18 protein-coding genes and 1 tRNA gene are annotated in these 17,882 nt (G+C 72.4%); 17 read left to right on the top strand and 2 right to left on the bottom strand.

Annotated elements, in window-relative coordinates; all coding sequences use genetic code 11:
- The first annotated feature begins 57 nt into the window (after positions 1 to 57).
- From O7603_RS17925 to O7603_RS17890, 8 genes are all read left to right on the top strand, one after another.
- On the top strand, positions 58 to 1,206 hold the full coding sequence (locus O7603_RS17925; RefSeq protein ID WP_281570955.1) for a histidine kinase: 1,149 nt from the start codon (positions 58 to 60) through the stop codon (positions 1,204 to 1,206).
- On the top strand, positions 1,203 to 1,859 hold the full coding sequence (locus tag O7603_RS17920; protein ID WP_281570954.1) for a response regulator transcription factor: 657 nt from the start codon (positions 1,203 to 1,205) through the stop codon (positions 1,857 to 1,859). Before O7603_RS17925 ends, O7603_RS17920 begins: the two co-directional genes overlap by 4 nt.
- Before the next feature lie 53 nt (positions 1,860 to 1,912).
- Entirely contained in the window at positions 1,913 to 2,782 is an 870-nt protein-coding gene (rsmA, locus tag O7603_RS17915) for a 16S rRNA (adenine(1518)-N(6)/adenine(1519)-N(6))-dimethyltransferase RsmA (RefSeq protein ID WP_281570953.1), read from the top strand.
- Between the two features lie 9 nt (positions 2,783 to 2,791).
- The gene (locus tag O7603_RS17910; RefSeq protein ID WP_281570952.1) at positions 2,792 to 2,953 is read left to right on the top strand and encodes a hypothetical protein; all 162 of its coding nucleotides are present in this window, start codon (positions 2,792 to 2,794) and stop codon (positions 2,951 to 2,953) included.
- Entirely contained in the window at positions 2,950 to 3,900 is a 951-nt protein-coding gene (locus O7603_RS17905) for a 4-(cytidine 5'-diphospho)-2-C-methyl-D-erythritol kinase (protein WP_281570951.1), read from the top strand. Before O7603_RS17910 ends, O7603_RS17905 begins: the two co-directional genes overlap by 4 nt.
- Before the next feature lie 269 nt (positions 3,901 to 4,169).
- A complete protein-coding gene (locus tag O7603_RS17900; RefSeq protein ID WP_281570950.1) occupies positions 4,170 to 5,975 on the top strand; it encodes an ABC-F family ATP-binding cassette domain-containing protein in 1,806 nt (601 codons plus the stop codon).
- Positions 5,976 to 6,109: 134 nt separating this feature from the next.
- The gene (locus O7603_RS17895; RefSeq protein WP_281570949.1) at positions 6,110 to 6,565 is read left to right on the top strand and encodes a DUF4383 domain-containing protein; all 456 of its coding nucleotides are present in this window, start codon (positions 6,110 to 6,112) and stop codon (positions 6,563 to 6,565) included.
- Between the two features lie 167 nt (positions 6,566 to 6,732).
- Positions 6,733 to 7,209: a DUF4383 domain-containing protein gene (locus O7603_RS17890; protein WP_281570948.1), complete on the top strand. Its 477-nt coding sequence runs from the start codon at positions 6,733 to 6,735 to the stop codon at positions 7,207 to 7,209.
- A 111-nt stretch (positions 7,210 to 7,320) separates the two neighbouring features.
- Here the strand turns inward: O7603_RS17890 and O7603_RS17885 are convergent, their stop codons facing one another.
- Positions 7,321 to 8,007 (bottom strand): TetR/AcrR family transcriptional regulator, encoded by a 687-nt coding sequence (locus O7603_RS17885; protein ID WP_281570947.1) that lies wholly within the window; start codon positions 8,005 to 8,007, stop codon positions 7,321 to 7,323.
- Positions 8,008 to 8,233: 226 nt separating this feature from the next.
- A complete protein-coding gene (locus O7603_RS17880; RefSeq protein ID WP_281570946.1) occupies positions 8,234 to 9,190 on the bottom strand; it encodes an acyl-CoA desaturase in 957 nt (318 codons plus the stop codon).
- A gap of 131 nt (positions 9,191 to 9,321) precedes the next feature.
- Here O7603_RS17880 and O7603_RS17875 point away from each other — a divergent pair, with 131 nt between their 5' ends.
- From O7603_RS17875 to O7603_RS17835, 9 genes are all read left to right on the top strand, one after another.
- Complete coding sequence (locus O7603_RS17875; RefSeq protein WP_281570945.1) at positions 9,322 to 10,185, top strand: helix-turn-helix domain-containing protein; 864 nt, start codon at positions 9,322 to 9,324, stop codon at positions 10,183 to 10,185.
- A gap of 13 nt (positions 10,186 to 10,198) precedes the next feature.
- A tRNA-Gln gene (locus O7603_RS17870) sits at positions 10,199 to 10,270 on the top strand.
- Positions 10,271 to 10,373: 103 nt separating this feature from the next.
- A complete protein-coding gene (gene glmU / locus O7603_RS17865) occupies positions 10,374 to 11,909 on the top strand; it encodes a bifunctional UDP-N-acetylglucosamine diphosphorylase/glucosamine-1-phosphate N-acetyltransferase GlmU (RefSeq protein ID WP_348651022.1) in 1,536 nt (511 codons plus the stop codon).
- A 59-nt stretch (positions 11,910 to 11,968) separates the two neighbouring features.
- Complete coding sequence (locus O7603_RS17860) at positions 11,969 to 12,949, top strand: ribose-phosphate diphosphokinase (protein ID WP_281570944.1); 981 nt, start codon at positions 11,969 to 11,971, stop codon at positions 12,947 to 12,949.
- Positions 12,950 to 13,213: 264 nt separating this feature from the next.
- Positions 13,214 to 13,912: a 50S ribosomal protein L25/general stress protein Ctc gene (locus tag O7603_RS17855; RefSeq protein ID WP_281570943.1), complete on the top strand. Its 699-nt coding sequence runs from the start codon at positions 13,214 to 13,216 to the stop codon at positions 13,910 to 13,912.
- Positions 13,913 to 14,013: 101 nt separating this feature from the next.
- Positions 14,014 to 14,604, top strand: coding sequence for an aminoacyl-tRNA hydrolase (pth, locus tag O7603_RS17850; RefSeq protein WP_281570942.1), 591 nt, complete (start codon positions 14,014 to 14,016; stop codon positions 14,602 to 14,604).
- Between the two features lie 133 nt (positions 14,605 to 14,737).
- Positions 14,738 to 15,568 carry an inositol monophosphatase family protein gene (locus tag O7603_RS17845; RefSeq protein WP_281570941.1) on the top strand — a complete coding sequence of 277 codons (831 nt, stop codon included), beginning with the start codon at positions 14,738 to 14,740 and terminating at the stop codon, positions 15,566 to 15,568.
- 75 nt (positions 15,569 to 15,643) lie between these two features.
- Positions 15,644 to 16,552 carry a sulfate adenylyltransferase subunit CysD gene (gene cysD, locus O7603_RS17840; protein ID WP_281570940.1) on the top strand — a complete coding sequence of 303 codons (909 nt, stop codon included), beginning with the start codon at positions 15,644 to 15,646 and terminating at the stop codon, positions 16,550 to 16,552.
- Entirely contained in the window at positions 16,552 to 17,880 is a 1,329-nt protein-coding gene (locus O7603_RS17835; protein ID WP_281570939.1) for a GTP-binding protein, read from the top strand. The genes cysD and O7603_RS17835 overlap by 1 nt, the downstream gene beginning before the upstream one ends.
- Positions 17,881 to 17,882 lie beyond the last annotated feature (2 nt).

The raw sequence follows: 17,882 nt of genomic DNA, 5'->3' as shown, positions 1-17,882 counted from the left end.
GGGCACCGGTACGACAGGAGGAGGCGAACAGCGCGTCCCCGCACCTACGCTGCCGCCATGGCAACCACCCCCGGCCCGCACCGCCTGCTGACCGATGTCGCCCCGGCGATCGCGCTCTGCGCCCTCGGCCTGGTGGAGGTGATGGTCGGAGAGCTGCGCGGCGGGATCCGCGTCCAGCACCTCGTCGGCGTGGTCCTGGCGACCACCGTGCTGGTGCTGCGTCGCCGGTACCCCGTGCCGGTGGCGACCGCGGTGACCGCAGTGGTCGTCGCCCTGGCGCTGGGCGGCGAACCGCCCGACGAGGTGGCCGGACTGATCGCGGTGCTGGTCGCGGCGTTCTCCGCCGGCGCGTACGCCTCGCTGCGCTGGGCCGCGGTGGCCGCCGCGACGCAGGCGGGCGGCATGGTCGTCGCGATCCTGCTGGACCCGTCGGACACCCTCGCCAACGTGGTGCCGTCGATCGTGCTGTTCGTCGTGGCACCGACCGCCATCGGCGCCGCCTACCGCCGACGCCGGCTCGACGGCGTGGCGGCGGTTCAGCGCGCCTCCCAGGCCGAGGCCACCCGGGACGAGCAGGCCCGGGCGGCGGTGGCCGCCGAACGCCGGTCGATCGCCCGTGAACTGCACGACCTGGTCTCGCACACGGTCAGCGTGATCGCGGTGCAGGCCGAAGCCGGTCACCAACTCGTCGACCGGGAACCCGCGAGCGCCCGGGCCGCCTTCGACGCGATCGCCGACGCGTCCCGCTCGGCCCTGGTCGAGTTGGCCCGACTGCTGCGACTGCTCAACGACGACGACGTCGTCCCGACCCGCGCCGAACTCGCACCCCAGCCCGGACTGACGCAGCTCGACGCGCTGATCGGGAGGTTCCGCGCGGCCGGCCTCGCCGTCCGACTGGAGATCGCCGGGCGTAACCGTCCGCTCGACCGGGGCGTCGAACTGGCCGCCTGCCTGCTCGTCCAGGAGTCGTTGACGAACGCGCTCCGGCACTCCGACGGCGGCGAGGTCGTCGTCCGGCTCCAGCACACGCCCGACGCGCTCGACATCGACGTCCACGACGACGGGACGCCCCGGCGCGGCACCGGCGGAACCGGCCGGGGCCTGATCGGCATGTGGGAACGGGTGGCGCTCTGTGGCGGCAGCCTGCAACTGGACGTGTCCGCCGGCTTCCGCGTCCGGGCCCGACTGCCGGTGGCCACGGCATGATCCGGGTGCTGATCGCCGACGACGAGACGCTGATCCGGCACGGACTGGCGGCGATCCTCGGCGCGATACCGGACATGGCGGTCGTCGGCGAGGCCGCCGACGGTCTCGCCGCCATCGAGGAGGCCCGGCGCACCACACCGGACGTCGTGCTGATGGACGTGCGGATGCCGCTGCTCGACGGCATCGAGGCGACCCGGCGGGTGGTCGCGCTCCCCGGCAACCCACGCGTCCTGATGCTCACCACCTTCGACCTCGACGAGTACGTCTACGAGGCAATGCGCGCCGGCGCCTCCGGCTTCCTGCTCAAGAGCGTGCCCCGCGAGCAACTCGCGCTCGGCGTCCGCACCGTGGCGACCGGCGACGCCCTGCTCGCCCCGGCGATCACCCGCCGGCTGCTCGAGGAGTTCCTCAGCCGCCCCGCCCCCGGCAGCCGCGTCCCGCCCAACCTGGCCGACCTCACCGCCCGGGAGACGGACGTCCTGCGGCTCGTCGGGCGGGGACTGTCGAACGCCGAGATCGCCGGGGAGCTGTTCCTCGCCGAGAGCACCGTGAAGACCCACGTGGCGAACCTGCTGGCCAAGCGGCGGCTGCGGGACCGGGCGCAACTCGTCGTGCTGGCGTACGAGTCCGGGCTGCTGCGCCCCGGCGGATGACCCGGACGCCCCGCCACCGGGGACGGCCGCCGGCCGCCGCTACGCTGCACCGTATGACCGGTCTCCTCGGCCCGGCGGAGATCCGCGACCTGGCCGCCCGCCTGGGCGTCGCCCCCACCAAGAAGCTCGGCCAGAACTTCGTGCACGACCCGAACACCGTGCGCCGGATCGTCACCGCCGCCGGGCTCACGCCCGAGGACGTGGCGCTGGAGGTCGGCCCCGGGCTCGGCTCACTCACCCTGGCCCTGCTCCCGGCCGCCGCGCACGTGCACGCCGTGGAGATCGACCCGGTGCTGGCCGGGGCGCTGCCGGAGACGGCCGCGCGGCACGCCGGCCCGGACGCCGGCCGGCTCACCGTGCACCGCGCCGACGCGCTGCGGGTCACCGCCGCCGACCTCGCCGACCCGGCCCCCACCGCGCTGGTCGCGAACCTGCCCTACAACGTGGCCGTGCCGGTGGTGCTGCACCTGCTCGCCGAACTTCCCGGCCTGCGGCACGGCCTCGTCATGGTGCAGAAGGAGGTCGCCGACCGGCTCGTCGCCGGCCCCGGCTCGAAGGTGTACGGCATCCCGTCGGTCAAGCTCGCCTGGTACGCGCGGGCCCGGGCCGCCGGCAAGGTCCCGCCGAACGTCTTCTGGCCGGTACCGAATGTCGACTCCGGACTGGTCGCCTTCACCCGGCGCGAACCGCCCCGCTCCGACGTGGCCCGGCAGCAGGTCTTCGCGGTGGTGGACGCGGCGTTCGCCCAGCGCCGCAAGACCCTCCGCGCGGCCCTCGCCGGCTGGGCGGGCGGCGCGGACCGGGCCGCCGCCGCGCTCACCGCCGCCGGCGTGGACCCGGGCGCCCGCGGCGAGTCGCTCACCGTCGAGCAGTTCGCCGCCATCGCCGCGTCGGCTCCGGCCCCCGCCCCCGCCGGGCAGTAGGCTGGCCCGGTGCCCGCCGCCGCCGGCGTCATCCACCACCGGCGGATCGGGCCGAATCCGCCGCACATGTACGCGTACGACCTGGTCGACGGCCGGTACGAGCCGGTCGCCGACGCCGCCGAGGAGCTGATCGTGGACAAGCCGTTCGACATCCGGGACGTCACCCCGTGACCGAGGCCTGGCGACCGGAGGGCGAGGACGAGCGGCGCGGAGCCAGCGGCCCGGTGAAGGTCCGGGTGCCCGCCAAGGTCAACCTGCACCTCGGGGTGGGCCCGCTGCGCCGCGACGGCTACCACGAGCTGAACACCGTCTACCACGCCATCTCCATCCACGACGAGCTCACCGCCCGCCGGGGTGACACCCTCACCCTGACCATGGAGGGCGAGGGCACCGGCGAGCTGGCCCTGGACGACACCAACCTGGTGATCCGCGCCGCCCACGCCCTGGCCGGCTACGCCGGTGTGCTCCCGCACGCCCGGTTGCACCTGCGCAAGCAGATCCCGCTCGCCGGCGGGCTGGCCGGGGGCAGCGCCGACGCGGCCGCCGCGCTCGTCGCCTGCGACGCGCTCTGGGGCACCGGCCTCTCCCGCGACGAACTGGCCGGCATCGCCGCCGACCTCGGCTCGGACGTGCCGTTCCTCATCCACGGCGGCACCGCCCTCGGCACCGGCCGTGGCGAGGCGGTCAGCCCCGTGCTCGCCCGACCCACCTCCTGGCACTGGGTGGTCGGCATCGCCGACGGCGGCCTCTCCACCCCGGCCGCCTACGCCGAACTCGACCGGCTCCGCGAGGCCGGCACCGCCGGCCCGCCGCTGGGCAGCACCGACCGGCTGCTCGCCGCACTCCGGCAGCGGGACCCGCGGGTGCTCGCCGCCGCACTGGGCAACGACCTCCAGGACGCCGCCCTCGCCATGCGTCCCGCGCTCGCCGACACCCTCAAGGCCGGCGAGGCGGCCGGCGCGCTCGCCGGCATCGTCTCCGGCTCCGGGCCGACCTGCGTCTTCCTCGCCAGCGACGAGGCACACGCCGGCCGCGTCGCCGCCGACCTGACCGCGGCCGGCGTGTGCCGCGAGGTCCGCGTCGCCCACGGGCCGGTGGCCGGCGCCCGGATCGTCTGACGCCCGCGCGGCCCCCGCCTCACCGGCCCCCGCCTCACCGGCCCCGCCCGGCGGCCGGACCACCCAAGATCCGCACACTGTCGCGGACGTTGCCGCCTCCCGGGCGAGGAAGGCAGCAACGTCGGGATGTTGCGCGGATCTTGACGTGCGCCGCGCGGGACGCGGGCGGTCCCGCCGGACGCGTGGATCTCGGGAGGCCCGCGTACCCTGGAAGACCAGGCGTCCCGTGCCCGCCGGCACCGGGACGCTTTGATCATGGAAGGTAGGTCGTGGCCAACATCGTCAACCTGGACCGGGTGTCCAAGGGCTACGGGGCCGCCGGTGCCCTGCTCACCGACGTCTCGCTCGGCCTCGACGACGCCGACCGGATCGGCGTCGTCGGCCTGAACGGCGCCGGCAAGTCCACCCTGCTCCGGCTGCTCACCCGCACCGAGGAGCCGGACGACGGCCGCGTCACCCACCGCCGGGACCTGCGGGTCGCCTGGCTGCCGCAGAACCTCACCCTCGCCCCGGACGCCACCGTCCGGGACGTGGTGCTCGGCACCGAATGGCTCGACGAGAGCATGGGCGCCGAGCACGAGTGGGCCGGCGACGCCGGAGTGCGCGCCATCCTCGACGGCCTCGGCATGCCCCACCTCGGCCTCGACCAGCCGGTCGGCCCGATGTCCGGCGGCGAGCGGCGCCGCGTCGCGCTCGCCGCGCTGCTGGTGCGCGACTCCGACCTGCTCATCCTCGACGAGCCCACCAACCACCTCGACGTCGGCGGCGTCGACTGGCTGGCCCGGCACCTGCTCACCCGCAAGGGCGCGCTCGTCGTCGTCACCCACGACCGCTGGTTCCTCGACGCCGTCTGCACCACCACCTGGGAGGTCGCCGACCAGACCGTCCGGGCGTACGACGGCGGCTTCGCCGCCTGGACGCTGGCCCGCGCCGAGCGGGAGCGAGTCGCCGCCGCCACCGAGGCCCGCCGGCAGAACCTGCTCCGCAAGGAGATCGCCTGGCTGCGGCGCGGCCCGCCCGCCCGGACCTCCAAGCCCCGCTTCCGCATCGACGCGGCCAACGCGCTGATCGCCGACGTCCCACCGCCGCGCGACACCATGTCGCTGCAACGGCTCGCCACGGCCCGGCTCGGCAAGCAGGTGTACGACCTGGAGCAGGTCACCCTGCACGCCGGCCCCAAGGAGATCCTGCACGACGCCACCTGGCAGGTCGGCCCCGGAGACCGGATCGCCATCCTCGGTGCCAACGGCGCCGGCAAGACCACCCTGCTCCGGATGCTCGCCGGCATCACCCACCCGCACGGCGGCCGGTTCGTCACCGGCTCCACCGTCCGACCCGCGTTCCTCTCCCAGGAACTGGCCGAACTCCCCGTCCAGCTGCGGGTGCTGGAGGCGGTCGAGGAGGTGGCCCGCCGGGTGCAGCTCGGCGACCGGGAGATCTCCGCCGCCCAGCTCGCCGAGGTCTTCGGCTTCGACGACCGGCGGCTCTGGACCCCGGTAGGCGACCTCTCCGGCGGCGAACGGCGCCGGCTGCAGATGCTGCGGCTGCTCGCCGGCGAGCCGAACGTGCTCCTCTTCGACGAGCCCACCAACGACCTGGACACCGACACCCTCGCCGCGCTCGAGGACCTGCTCGACTCGTGGCCGGGCACGGTGATCGTGGCCAGCCACGACCGGTACCTCATCGAGCGGGTCACCGACGCCGCGTACGGGATGTTCGGCGACGGTCGGCTGGTGCACCTGCCCGGCGGAGTGGAGGAATACCTGGACCGGGCCGCCACCCTGCCCGGGTCCGCCCGCGCCGAGGCCGTGCCGGCGGCCACCCCGGAGGCACCGGCCCGCGCCGGCATGTCCGCGGCCGAGGTGCGGCAGGCCCGCAAGGAGCTGGCCCGCCTGGAGCGGCAGATCGGCAAGCTCGAGCAGCGCGAGACGGCACTGCTCGACCAGCTCGCCGCGCACGCCACCGACTACGCGAAGGTCGCCGAGCTGGACGCCCAGCTCAAGGACCTGCGCGCCGAGCGGGAGCGCACCGAGGAGGCCTGGCTGGCCCTCGCCGAGGAACTGCCGGCGGACTGACCGGAGCCGACCCCCGCCCGGGTCGTCGCCGTCGAGCCGCCGCCACGCAGGTGGGGCCCCGTGTGCGGCGTCACATGCCGACGTGCGGGACAATCGTCGGCGACCCTCACCCGAACGGCGTTGGAGACTCAGACATGGCCCACACCCCCGTCAACCACCCCGCGCGGCCGATCTACCGGGCGATCGGCGGGCTGACCGGTCTGTACCTGGTGGTCTTCGGTGCGCTCGGCATCATCGAGACCGCCGGCAACGAGATCTTCGCCCAGGACGACACCCAGATCCTCGGTCAGGGCACCAACCTCGGCTTCTCGCTGCTCAGCGTCCTGCTCGGGGTGCTGGTGCTGGCCGGCACCGCGCTCGGCCGCAACATCGACGTCGTGATCAACCAGTGGCTGGCGTACGCCCTCATGGCGATCAGCCTCGGCGGGCTCGCCTTCATCCGGACCGACGCGAACCTCTTCAACTTCAGCATCGGCACCGTCATCGTGCTCATGGTGGCCGGCTTGGTCCTGCTGATGGTCGGCATGTACGGCAAGGTCGGCAGCGACGAGGAGAAGCAGGCCTTCGAGAAGGCCCGCCTGGTTCTCTGATCGCCGGCACGCGCTTCCGGTTCTCGCCGGAGCCCGACCCGCCGCGGACGGCCACGCATGATCCGTCCCCAGGTCGGGCCCCGGCGAAAACGGGTTCGCCGGACAACCCCCGTCGCCGCGGGTGACAATCCTCCGGAACCGGTCAACTCGGGCGGAGGCGAGGGGTCATGGCGCACTTTCCGGTGAACCATCCGGCGAGACCGATCTACCGGGTCCTCTCCGGTGTCATCGGGCTCTACATTCTGGTCTTCGGCGTCTGGGGCGTCGTGCAGACCGCCGGCGAGTCGCTCTTCGGCCGGGAGAGCAACTGGGTGCTGGGGCTCCGCACCAACCTCGCGTTCTCGCTGGCCTCGGTGATCTTCGGCGCCTTCCTGCTGGTCGGCGCGTCCCGACGGACCAACCTCGGCCACTACATGAACCTGACCGCCGGGATCATCTTCCTCGTCACCAGCATCCTCATGATGTCCGTGCTGCAGACCGACGCGAACTTCCTGAACTTCTCCATGTCGACCGTCATCGTGTCGATGCTGTTCGGCCTGGTGCTGCTCGGCACCGGCCTCTACGACAAGGTCGGCCCGCCGGAGCACGCGGAGGCGGCACGCCGCCACCGCAAGCACCCCGTCTCCGAGGCGCACACCCGCTGACACCCACCGGTGCCGCCACCGCGCCGCCGGCCCGCCGGTCGGGCCCGGCGGCACCGGGGCTCAGCGGCACCGGGGCTCAGCGGCACCGGGGCCCAGCGGCACCGAGGAGGCTCAGCGGCCCCGCGAGGTGATCAGCGTCGGCTTCGACTCCAGGTGGGACAGCCCGTTCCAGGCCAGGTTGACCAGGTGGGCCGCCACGGTCTCCTTGCGCGGCTTGCGGACCTCCAGCCACCAGCGGCCGGTCAACGCCACCATGCCCACCAGCGCCTGCGAGTAGAGCTCCGCCAGCTTCGGGTCGTACCCCCGGCTCTTGTACTCCGCGCCCAGGATGTGCTCCACCTGGTGTGCCACGTCGTTGAGCACGCTGCTGAAGTTGCCCGTCGCGGACCCCACCGGCGACTCGCGGACCAGCACCCGGAACCCGCTGGTCTCCTCCTCGATGTAGCCCAGCAGCGCCATCGCGGCCTGCTCCAGCAGCTCCCGCGGGTGCCCGGCGGTCAGCGCCGTGGTGATCCGGTCCAGCAACGCCCGGACCTCCCGGTCCACGACCACCGCGTAGAGCCCCTCCTTGCCGCCGAAGTGCTCGTAGACCACCGGCTTGGAGACCTTGGCCCGCGCCGCCACCTCCTCGATGGACGTGGCGTCGAACCCGCGCTCGGCGAAGAGCTGCCGACCGATCGAGATCAGCTGCTCGCGGCGCTGGGCCGCCGACATGCGTACCCGCGACGCGGGCTTGCCCGCAGCCGGGACCGCGCGTCGCCGGTCGCTGCCGCCCTGACTGCCTGGGACATCCGCCATCTCGTCACCTCGCTGGCGCTCGGTGACGCCCTGCCGTGGGATGGTGTCTCCGCTCTGCCCGCTCACGTCGCCGCCTCACTGGCGTTCGGTCGGAAGGCGCTGTCGCGCCAACCGACCGTATCCACCGCGGGCCCGGCCCCCCTCTCGCCGGGCCTGCCGGCGCGCCCCCCGCTCGGTTCGGTCACCCGGCCATACTGCCAGGTAACCACCCGGATCATCGCCCGCATTACCTCGCGGTCGGCGAGACCAGCTTCGCCGCGAGCCGCTCGGGCTTCGGCCAGCGGACGTCGTACGCCGCGCCGATCTTCTCGAAGAGCCAGATCACCCGGGCCGAGATGTCCACCTGGCCGCGCAGCACACCGTGCCGGGCGCACGTCGGGTCGGCGTGGTGCAGGTTGTGCCAGCTCTCGCCGAAGGACAGGATCGCCAGCGGCCAGAAGTTCGCCGCCCGGTCACCCTGACGCATGGCGAACGGGCGCTCTCCGTAGACGTGGCAGACCGAGTTGATGGACCAGGTCACGTGGTGCAGCAGCGCGATGCGGACCAGGCCGCCCCAGAAGAACGCGGTCAGCGCGCCCTGCCACGACCAGGTCAGCAGGCCACCCATCAGCGCCGGGCCGAGCACGGAGATCGTCACCAGCACCGGGAAGAGCCGGTCCACCCGGTTGATGTCCTTGTCGGCGATCAGGTCCGGTGCGAACCGCTCCCGGTTGGACAGCTCGCGGTTGAAGAGCCAGCCGACGTGCGCGTGGAACAGGCCCCGGGTCAGGCCCCGGACGTTCTCTCCGAACCGCCACGGCGAGTGCGGGTCACCCTCGAGGTCCGAGAAGGCGTGGTGGCGCCGGTGGTCGGCCACCCACTGGATGATCTCGCCCTGCACCGCGAGCGAGCCGGAGACCGCCAGCGTGGCCCGCAGCCAGCGCCGGGCCTTGAACGAGCCGTGCGTGAAGTAGCGGTGGTAGCCGACCGTGATGCCCAGCCCCGAGACCACATACCACAAGCCGGCGATGCCGACATCCGTCCAACTCAGCCAACCGCCCCAGGCCACCGGTATGGCGGCGATCAGCGCCACGAAGGGAATCACCACGAACGCCCAGAGGGCGGCCAGGATGCCGGGTGACTGGCTGCCCTGGGTGAGTGGCTTCGGTCCGGGGGCCTTGGGTTCGAGCAGAGTGGTGGACATGGCACCTCGCAGCAAGGGGATGGGGAAGATCAACGAAGTTACGCCTACGTCACCGTAACTTACGCAACCGTAGATCGCACGGGGAAGTTCACGATCCGGCTCCGTCGTACCGGCCCCCTAACGTCCGGGAAATGAGCGATCCGACCCCCGACGAGGTGCGCCGCCTGCGCGCCGTCGACGGGCTCTCCGTCCGTGAGATCCGGGCCCGCACCGGCCTCGGCCGCAACCGGGTGTACGAGCTGCTGCGCGGCGTTCCGCCGCCCGAGTGGACCCGCCGACCCAATGCGAAGGACGACCTGCGTGCCCGGGCGATCGAGCTGCGGGCCAGCGGTTGCTCGGTCCCGGACATCGCTGCCCGCCTCGGGGTGGCGAAATCGACCGCGTACCAGTGGGTGCGCCACCTGCCGGCCCGGCCGGACGACGACATCACCCGGGCGGGTGGCCGGGCCCGGATGAAGGCAGCGGCGGATGCCCGGTGGGCGGCGCACCGGGCGGAGCGGGACGCGGCCCGCGCCGGGCAGCACGAACGGGCCGCGACGACGGTCGGGTCGCTCGACGACCGGGATCTGCTGCTCCTCGGCGCGGCCGTCTACTGGTGCGAGGGCACCAAGTCGAAGCCGTGGCGACGGGACGACCACGTGCAGCTCGTCAACAGCGATCCGGGCCTGTTGGCGCTGTTCCTGCGTTTCCTCGAGACGTGTGGCGTCGACCGGTCGGTGCCCAGCTACCGGGTCAGCATCCACGAGACGGCCGACGCCGACGCCGCGACCACGTGGTGGGCGCGCCGGCTCGGCCTGCCGCCCGACCGCTTCGGCCGGCCGACCGTGAAGAAACACCGGCCGACCACCGTCCGCCGCAACGTCGGCGCCGACTACCACGGCTGTCTCGTGATCAACGTGCCACGCAGTCGCGAGCTCTACTGGCGGATCGAAGGTATGATCGCCGAGCTGTTCCGGAAAGCAGGCGGCACGGGCGTCGATTCGGCGGGTCGTTAGGCTTGACATTCAATGGGGTGTGGGGTAACGGCAACCCGCAGGCCTTTGGAGCCTTGAGCTCCTGGTTCGAATCCAGGCACCCCAGCTCACGCTGGTCCATCGCGTTTCGCCGTGGCCGTGCCAGCCGGCGCTTTCTGGCTGGTTAGCATGGCGCGAGAGTGTCCGCCGTCCCGACGGGAGCCCACGTCGTGTCCCAGCCCCACCTCCGCACCGTTGTCGTGCTCGCCGCCGGTGAGGGCAAGCGGATGAAGTCGGCGCTGCCCAAGGTGCTGCACCCGCTGCTCGGTCGTACGCTGCTCGGCCACGTGCTGAGCGCGGCGGCGCCGCTGGCCGCGGACCGCACCGTGGTGGTGGTCGGCCACGGCGCGGACCAGGTCCGCGCCCACCTCGCCGAGATCGCCCCCGACGCCACCCCGGTGCTCCAGGCGCAGCAGCTCGGCACCGGGCACGCGGTGCGGATCGTGCTGGAGGCCGTACCGGACGCCTCCGGCACCGTGGTCGTGATCAACGGGGACGTGCCGCTGCTGCGGTCGGAGACGGTGAGCGCCCTGGTGCAGGCGCACGAGGAGGAGGGCGCGGCGGCGACGGTGCTCGCCGCGGAGGTGCCCGACCCGACCGGCCTGGGCCGGATCGTGCGGGCCGCCGACGGCCGGCTGGAGCAGATCGTCGAGGAGCGGGACGCGACCCCGGCGCAGCGCGCGATCCGGGAGATCAACGCCGGCATCTACGCGTTCGACGTGGTCCGGCTGCGGGACGCGCTGGGCAAGCTCTCCACCGACAACGACCAGGGCGAGGAGTACCTGACCGACGTGTTCGGGCTGCTCGGCTCGGCGGGTGAGCCGGTGACCGTGCACGTCGCGGCGGACCACGTGGAGACGCTGGGCTGCAACGACCGGGTCGAGCTGGCGGCGCTGCGCCGGCTGCTGCGCGACCGGGTCAACGAGGCGTGGATGCGCACCGGGGTGAGCCTGCTCGACCCGGAGACCACCTGGATCGACGTGACCGTGGCGCTGGACCGGGACGCGGTGGTCGACCAGAACACCCAGCTCCGGGGCGGCACGGTCGTCGGCACCGGCGCGGTGGTCGGCCCGGACGTGACGCTGGTCGACACGGTGATCGGCGCGGGCGCGACGGTGCTGCGGAGCCACGCGATCGGCGCCGAGGTGGGCCCGGGGGCCAGCGTCGGCCCGTACGCGTACCTGCGGCCGGACGCGAAGCTGGCCGAGAAGTCGAAGGTCGGCACGTTCGTCGAGGTGAAGAACTCCGAGGTCGGCCCGGGCGCGAAGGTGCCGCACCTGTCGTACGTCGGTGACGCGACGATCGGGGCGAAGGCGAACATCGGCGCGGCGACGATCTTCGTGAACTACGACGGGGTCAACAAGAACCGGACGATCGTCGGCGAGGGGGCGTTCGTCGGCTGTGACACCACCCTGATCGCGCCGGTCGAGGTGGGCGCCGGGGCCTACGTGGCGGCGGGGAGCGCGATCGCGCAGGACGTGCCGCCGGGGGCGTTGGGTGTGACCCGGGCTCCGCATCGCAACGTCGAGGGCTGGGTGGCTCGCAAGCGGGCCGGGACGGTGGCCGCGGCGGCGGCGGAGCGGGCGCAGAGGGCGGCCGAGGGTGGGCCGGGCGGGGCGCGTGCCGCAAGTGAGGGTGAGGCAATCCACGGGGATGCCGAGTCGGTGGGCGGGGCGTCCGCCGCGGGAGATACTGCAACCGAATAGTCCCCGGCCCACCACCTCCGCGCCGGGTGCCACACCGACCAACGGGAGCAGACGGGCCCATGGGCAGCATCGTCGCCGAAAACCGCAAAAGCCTGATGCTCTTCTCCGGACGTGGGTTTCCGGAGCTGGCCAAGGAGATCGGAGAGGTGCTCGGCGTCGCGCCGACGCCCGCCGACGCGTACGAGTTCGCCAACGGTGAGATCTTCGTACGGTTCAAGGACTCGGTGCGTGGTTCGGACGCCTTCGTGGTGCAGTCCGTCACGCACGGCGTGAACACGTGGGTCATGGAGACCCTGATCATGATCGACGCGCTGAAGCGCGGGTCGGCGAAGCGGATCACGGTGGTGCTGCCGTTCTACCCATACGCGCGGCAGGACAAGAAGCACCGCGGTCGGGAGCCGATCTCGGCTCGGCTGATCGCCGACCTGTTGAAGACTGCCGGGGCCAACCGCATCCTCACGGTGGACCTGCACACCGCCCAGATCCAGGGCTTCTTTGACGGGCCGGTCGACCATCTGTTCGCGATGGACGTGCTGGCCGAGTACGTGGAGCGCCGGTACGCGGGCCGGCCGATGACGGTCGTCGCGCCGGACTCGGGCCGGGTGCGGGTGGCGGAGCGGTGGACCGACCGGCTCGGCGGTTGCCCGCTGGCGTTCATCCACAAGACCCGTGACCCGCTCAAGCCGAACCAGGTGGTGGCGAACCGGGTGGTCGGTGACGTGGAGGGCCGGGTGTGCCTGATCGTCGACGACATGATCGACACGGGTGGCACGATCTGCCGGGCGGCGGACATCCTCAAGGAGTCCGGTGCCGCTGACGTGATCGTCGCGTCCACCCACGCGTTGCTGTCGGATCCGGCGACCGAGCGGTTGAAGAACAGCCCGATCAGCGAGGTCGTGGTCACCAACACGCTGCCGTTGCCGCCGGAGAAGCAGCTCGACAAGCTGACCGTGCTGTCGATCGCGCCGCTGCTGGCCCGGGCGATCCGGGAGGTCTTCGACGACGGCTCGGTGACCACCCTTTTCGGTGGTTTGAGCTGACCTGGCGCGCCGTCCCGGCCGTGTTCTTCGCGGTCGGCGGCGGTGATCCGGGGACTGGCGGAGGGCCGGGATTCGGCTCGGGTAGACTGGTGCGGTTGCCACGGCGAGGGTGCCCGGCGGGCCGCTGACGAAGCGCCGCACGGAGGCACCGTCATCGACGCGGTGCTCCGGGCAGTCGTTCATGACGCATGAGCCCCAGCGAGCCCCTCGCCCCAGCACCGCCAGTCGACAAGCCGCCGCAGCGAAAGCATCAGGAGTTTCCCCGTGTCCGAGGTAAAGATCAGCGCCGAGCCCCGTACCGAGTTCGGCAAGGGTGGTGCCCGTCGTACCCGCCGGGCCGGCAAGGTGCCCGCCGTGCTGTACGGCCACGGCGAGAAGCCGAAGCACATCGCGCTGCCGGCCCGTGAGTTCGCGGCCGCGATCCGCAAGGGCGGCGCCAACCAGCTCTTCGCGATCGACGTGAGCGACGGCACCCAGGTGTTGGCGCTGCCGAAGGCGATCCAGCGTGACCCGATCAAGGACACCTTCGAGCACGTGGACCTGCTGCTGGTCCGCCGGGGCGAGAAGGTCACCGTCGAGGTTCCGGTCGAGCTGACCGGTGAGGCCGCGAAGGACACCCTGATCGTGCACGACCACGACACCCTGTCGGTGACCGCGGACGCCACGAAGGTGCCGGACCACCTGGAGGCGTCGATCGAGGGTGCCGAGCCGGGCGTCCAGATCACCGCCGCCGACGTGACGCTGCCGGCCGGCGTCGAGCTGGCCGCCGACCCGGAGCTGCCGGTCGCCACGGTGACCGCCGCGCCGACGGCGGAGCAGCTCGAGGCGACGCTGCCCGAGGTCGAGGTGGCTGCCGAGGAGGAAGAGGCCGAGGTCGGCGAGGTCACCGAGGAGTCCGAGGGTGCCGAGACCGCTCCGGGCGCCGAGGGCGAGGAGAACGCCGAGGCGCGTACCGAGGCCTGAGATCGAGGTCGCGTATCACGTGCGACAGGCGTCCCCGCGGGTTCGGGGGCGCCTGTCGGCGTATCGGGGTCGGGTGGGACTGACGCGGGAGAGGGCGGGTCGTGACGGACGAGGCGGGGCCGTGGCTGCTGGTCGGCCTGGGCAACCCGGGCCGGGAGTACGCGGGTAACCGGCACAACGTCGGGTTCATGGTGGCGGACCTGCTGGCCGGGCGGGTGGGCGCGAAGTTCGGGCGGCACCGTCGGGCGGTGGCGGAGGTGGCCGAGGGGCGGCTGGGCTTCGGGGGTCCGCGGCTGGTGCTGGTGAAGCCGCTGACGTACATGAATCTGTCCGGCGGGCCGGTGGCGGCGCTGGCCCAGTTCTACAAGGTGGCGCCGGGTCAGGTGGTCGCGGTGCACGACGAGCTGGACATCGCCTACGGGCAGGTGCGGGTGAAGTGCGGCGGCGGCGAGGGTGGGCACAACGGGCTGCGCTCGATGTCGAAGTCGTTGGGTACGAAGGACTACGTGCGGGTCCGGTTCGGCATCGGTCGGCCGCCGGGTCGGCAGGATCCGGCGGACTACGTGCTGTCGGACTTCGGCGCCGTCGAGCGCAAGGAGTTGGAGTTCCTCGTCGACCGTGCGGCGGACGTGGTGGAGTCGGTGATCACCCGTGGGGTGGAGCCGACGCAGAATCTGTACCACGGGGGCTGAAACCGGGCGGGGCGTACCGGATCGGTCGCCGCGGGCCGGTAGTCTGCGCCTTTCGGCGTGGTGCGACCGGCGGCGCGGGTCGCGGCGGGACGGCCTGACCAGGGGCCGTGGCGAGGCGACGGGAGCGGTAGTCATGGGCAGTCCTCCGATGGTCGACGGCGCGTTCGCCCGGTGGTTGGCGGCCCGGGCGGGTCAGGCGTTGCTGGGGCTGCGTGCGGAGATGGGTTTCACCGACCCGGGGGCGTTGAAGTCGGCTGGGGACAAGGTCTCGCACGACGTGATCCGCACCGCGTTGGCGAAGTGGCGCGCGGGCGACGCGGTGCTCTCCGAGGAGGACGAGGGGTCGCGGCTGGCCTGGGCGGCGGAGGTGAGCGCGGGGACGGTGTCCCGGTTGACCGCGGACCGGGTGTGGATCGTCGACCCGCTGGACGGCACCCGGGAGTTCGCCGAGGAGGGCCGGGCGGACTGGGCGGTGCATGTGGCGCTGTGGGCGCGGACCGCGCCGAGCCCGCACGGGTTGGTCGCGGGGGCGGTGGGGCTGCCCGCGCAGCACCGGGTGCTCGCCACGGACTATCCGCCGGCGTATCCGCCGATGACGTTGGAGGCGGCCATGGCCGGTGGGCGGATCATCCGGCTCGCGGCGAGTAGGAGCCGGCCGCCGGTGTTCCTCACTGACCTGGCCGAGGACGTGGGGGCGCATCTGGTGCCGATGGGCTCGGCCGGCGCGAAGATCGCCGCGGTGGTGACCGGTGAGGTGGACGCGTACATCCACGCGGGTGGGCAGTACGAGTGGGATTCGGCGGCGCCGGTGGCTGTGGCGACGGCCACCGGGCTGCACGCTTCCCGGATCGACGGTTCTGCGCTGAAATACAACGAAGCGGATCCACGGCTGCCCGACCTGCTGGTCTGTCGCAAGGATCTCGCCCCCCGGTTGCTTGCGGCGTTGCAGAGACATTCCGGGTAGCCTGATCGCACGTTCTTGATATCTCCGACCGGGAAGGTCTGGAAATCGGATGCGCACGCGAATCGAGCCCGGGTCATGACCGCGCCCGCCTACCAGGTTTCGCACCTCGACGCCCTGGAAGCGGAGAGCATCTTCGTGATGCGCGAGGTGGTCGCCGAGATGGAGCGGCCGGTGCTGCTCTTCTCGGGTGGCAAGGACTCGATCGTGATGCTCCGGCTGGCCCAGAAGGCGTTCGCCCCGGCCAACATCCCCTTCCCGGTGATGCACGTCGACACCGGTCACAACTTCGCCGAGGTTCTGGAGTACCGCGACCAGCGGGTCGCCGAGCTGGGGTTGCAGTTGGTGGTGGCGAGCGTGCCGGAGGCCCTGGCCGCCGGGCTGGTGCGCGAGTCGGCCGACGGGATGCGCAACCGGATCCAGACCCCGGTGCTGCTCGACGCGGTGGAGAAGCACCGTTTCGACGCGCTCTTCGGCGGGGCCCGCCGCGACGAGGAGAAGGCCCGGGCCAAGGAGCGGGTGTTCAGCTTCCGTGACGAGTTCGGCCAGTGGGACCCGAAGAACCAGCGTCCGGAGCTGTGGGCGCTCTACAACGGGCGGCACCACCCGGGCGAGTCGATCCGGGTCTTCCCGCTGTCCAACTGGACCGAGCTGGACGTCTGGCACTACATCGCCCGGGAGCGGATCGCGCTGCCGTCGATCTACTACGCCCACGAGCGTGAGGTGATCGAGCGCGAAGGGATGCTGTACGCGGTCAACGAGTTCTTCCGCCCCCGGGCGGGTGAGGAGCGGTTCAAGGCGCGGGTGCGCTATCGCACGGTGGGCGACGCCTCGTGCACCGCCGCCGTGCGCTCCGACGCGGACACGGTGGAGAAGGTCATCGAGGAGGTCGCGGCGACCCGGATCACCGAGCGCGGGGCCACCCGTGGTGACGACCGGGTCAGCGAGGCCGCGATGGAGGACCGCAAGCGGGAGGGCTACTTCTGATGAGCGTCGAGACCGCCGCGCCGGCCGGCGCGGACGCCCGGGCCGCGTCCGGGGCCGGGCCGGAGCCCCGGCGGATGGACCTGCTGCGGTTCGCCACCGCGGGCAGTGTGGACGATGGCAAGTCGACGCTGATCGGCCGGCTGCTCTACGACACGAAGTCGCTGTTCACCGACCAGTTGGCCGCGGTGGAGGCGGTCAGTGCGGCACGCGGTGACGAGTACACCAACCTGGCGCTGCTCACCGACGGCCTGCGGGCGGAGCGGGAGCAGGGCATCACGATCGACGTGGCGTACCGCTACTTCGCCACGCCGCGGCGGAAGTTCATCATCGCGGACACCCCGGGGCACATCCAGTACACGCGGAACATGGTCACCGGCGCCTCGACCGCCGACCTGGCGCTGATCCTGGTGGACGCCCGCAAGGGCCTCGTCGAGCAGTCCCGTCGGCACGCGTTCCTCTGCTCGCTGTTGCGGGTGCCGCACCTGGTGCTCTGCGTCAACAAGATGGACCTGGTCGACTACTCCCAGGAGGTGTTCGAGCGGATCGCGGACGAGTTCACCGCGTTCGCCGCGAAGCTCGAGGTGCCCGACCTGACGGTGGTGCCGGTCTCCGCGCTGAAGGGCGACAACATCGTCGGCCGGTCGGAGAACATGCCCTGGTACGAGGGGTCGTCGTTGCTGCACCACCTGGAGCGGGTGCACATCGCCTCGGACCGCAACCTGGTCGACGTGCGCTTCCCGGTGCAGTACGTGATCCGTCCGCAGTCGACCACGGTCACCGACTATCGCGGCTACGCCGGTCAGGTGGCCTCGGGTGTGCTGAAGCCGGGCGACGAGGTGATGGTGCTGCCGTCGGGGTTCACCAGCCGGATCGCCGCGGTGGAGACCGCCGACGGGCCGGTCGCGGAGGCGTTCCCGCCGATGTCGGTGACGGTACGGCTGGCCGACGAGATCGACATCTCCCGGGGCGACCTGATCTGCCGGCCGAACAACGCTCCGGCGGTGGCCCAGGACATCGAGGCGATGGTCTGCTGGATGGACGAGACCCGCCCGTTGCAGGTCGGCGGCAAGTACGCGATCAAGCACACCACCCGGTCGGCCCGGGCGATCGTGCGCGGCCTGAACTACCGGCTGGACATCAACTCGCTGCACCGCGACGAGTCGGCGGGGGAGCTGCGGCTCAACGAGATCGGCCGGGTGCGGCTGCGCACGACGATCCCGCTGCTGGCCGACGAGTACCGCCGCAACCGCACCACCGGTGGCTTCGTCATCATCGACGAGACCACCAACCGCACGGTCGCCGCCGGGATGATCATCGAAGCGTCGTGACG

This window comes from Micromonospora sp. WMMD812 (assembly GCF_027497215.1).
Classification (GTDB): Bacteria; Actinomycetota; Actinomycetes; order Mycobacteriales; family Micromonosporaceae; genus Micromonospora.
This window is presented reverse-complemented; position numbering and strand designations above follow the sequence as displayed.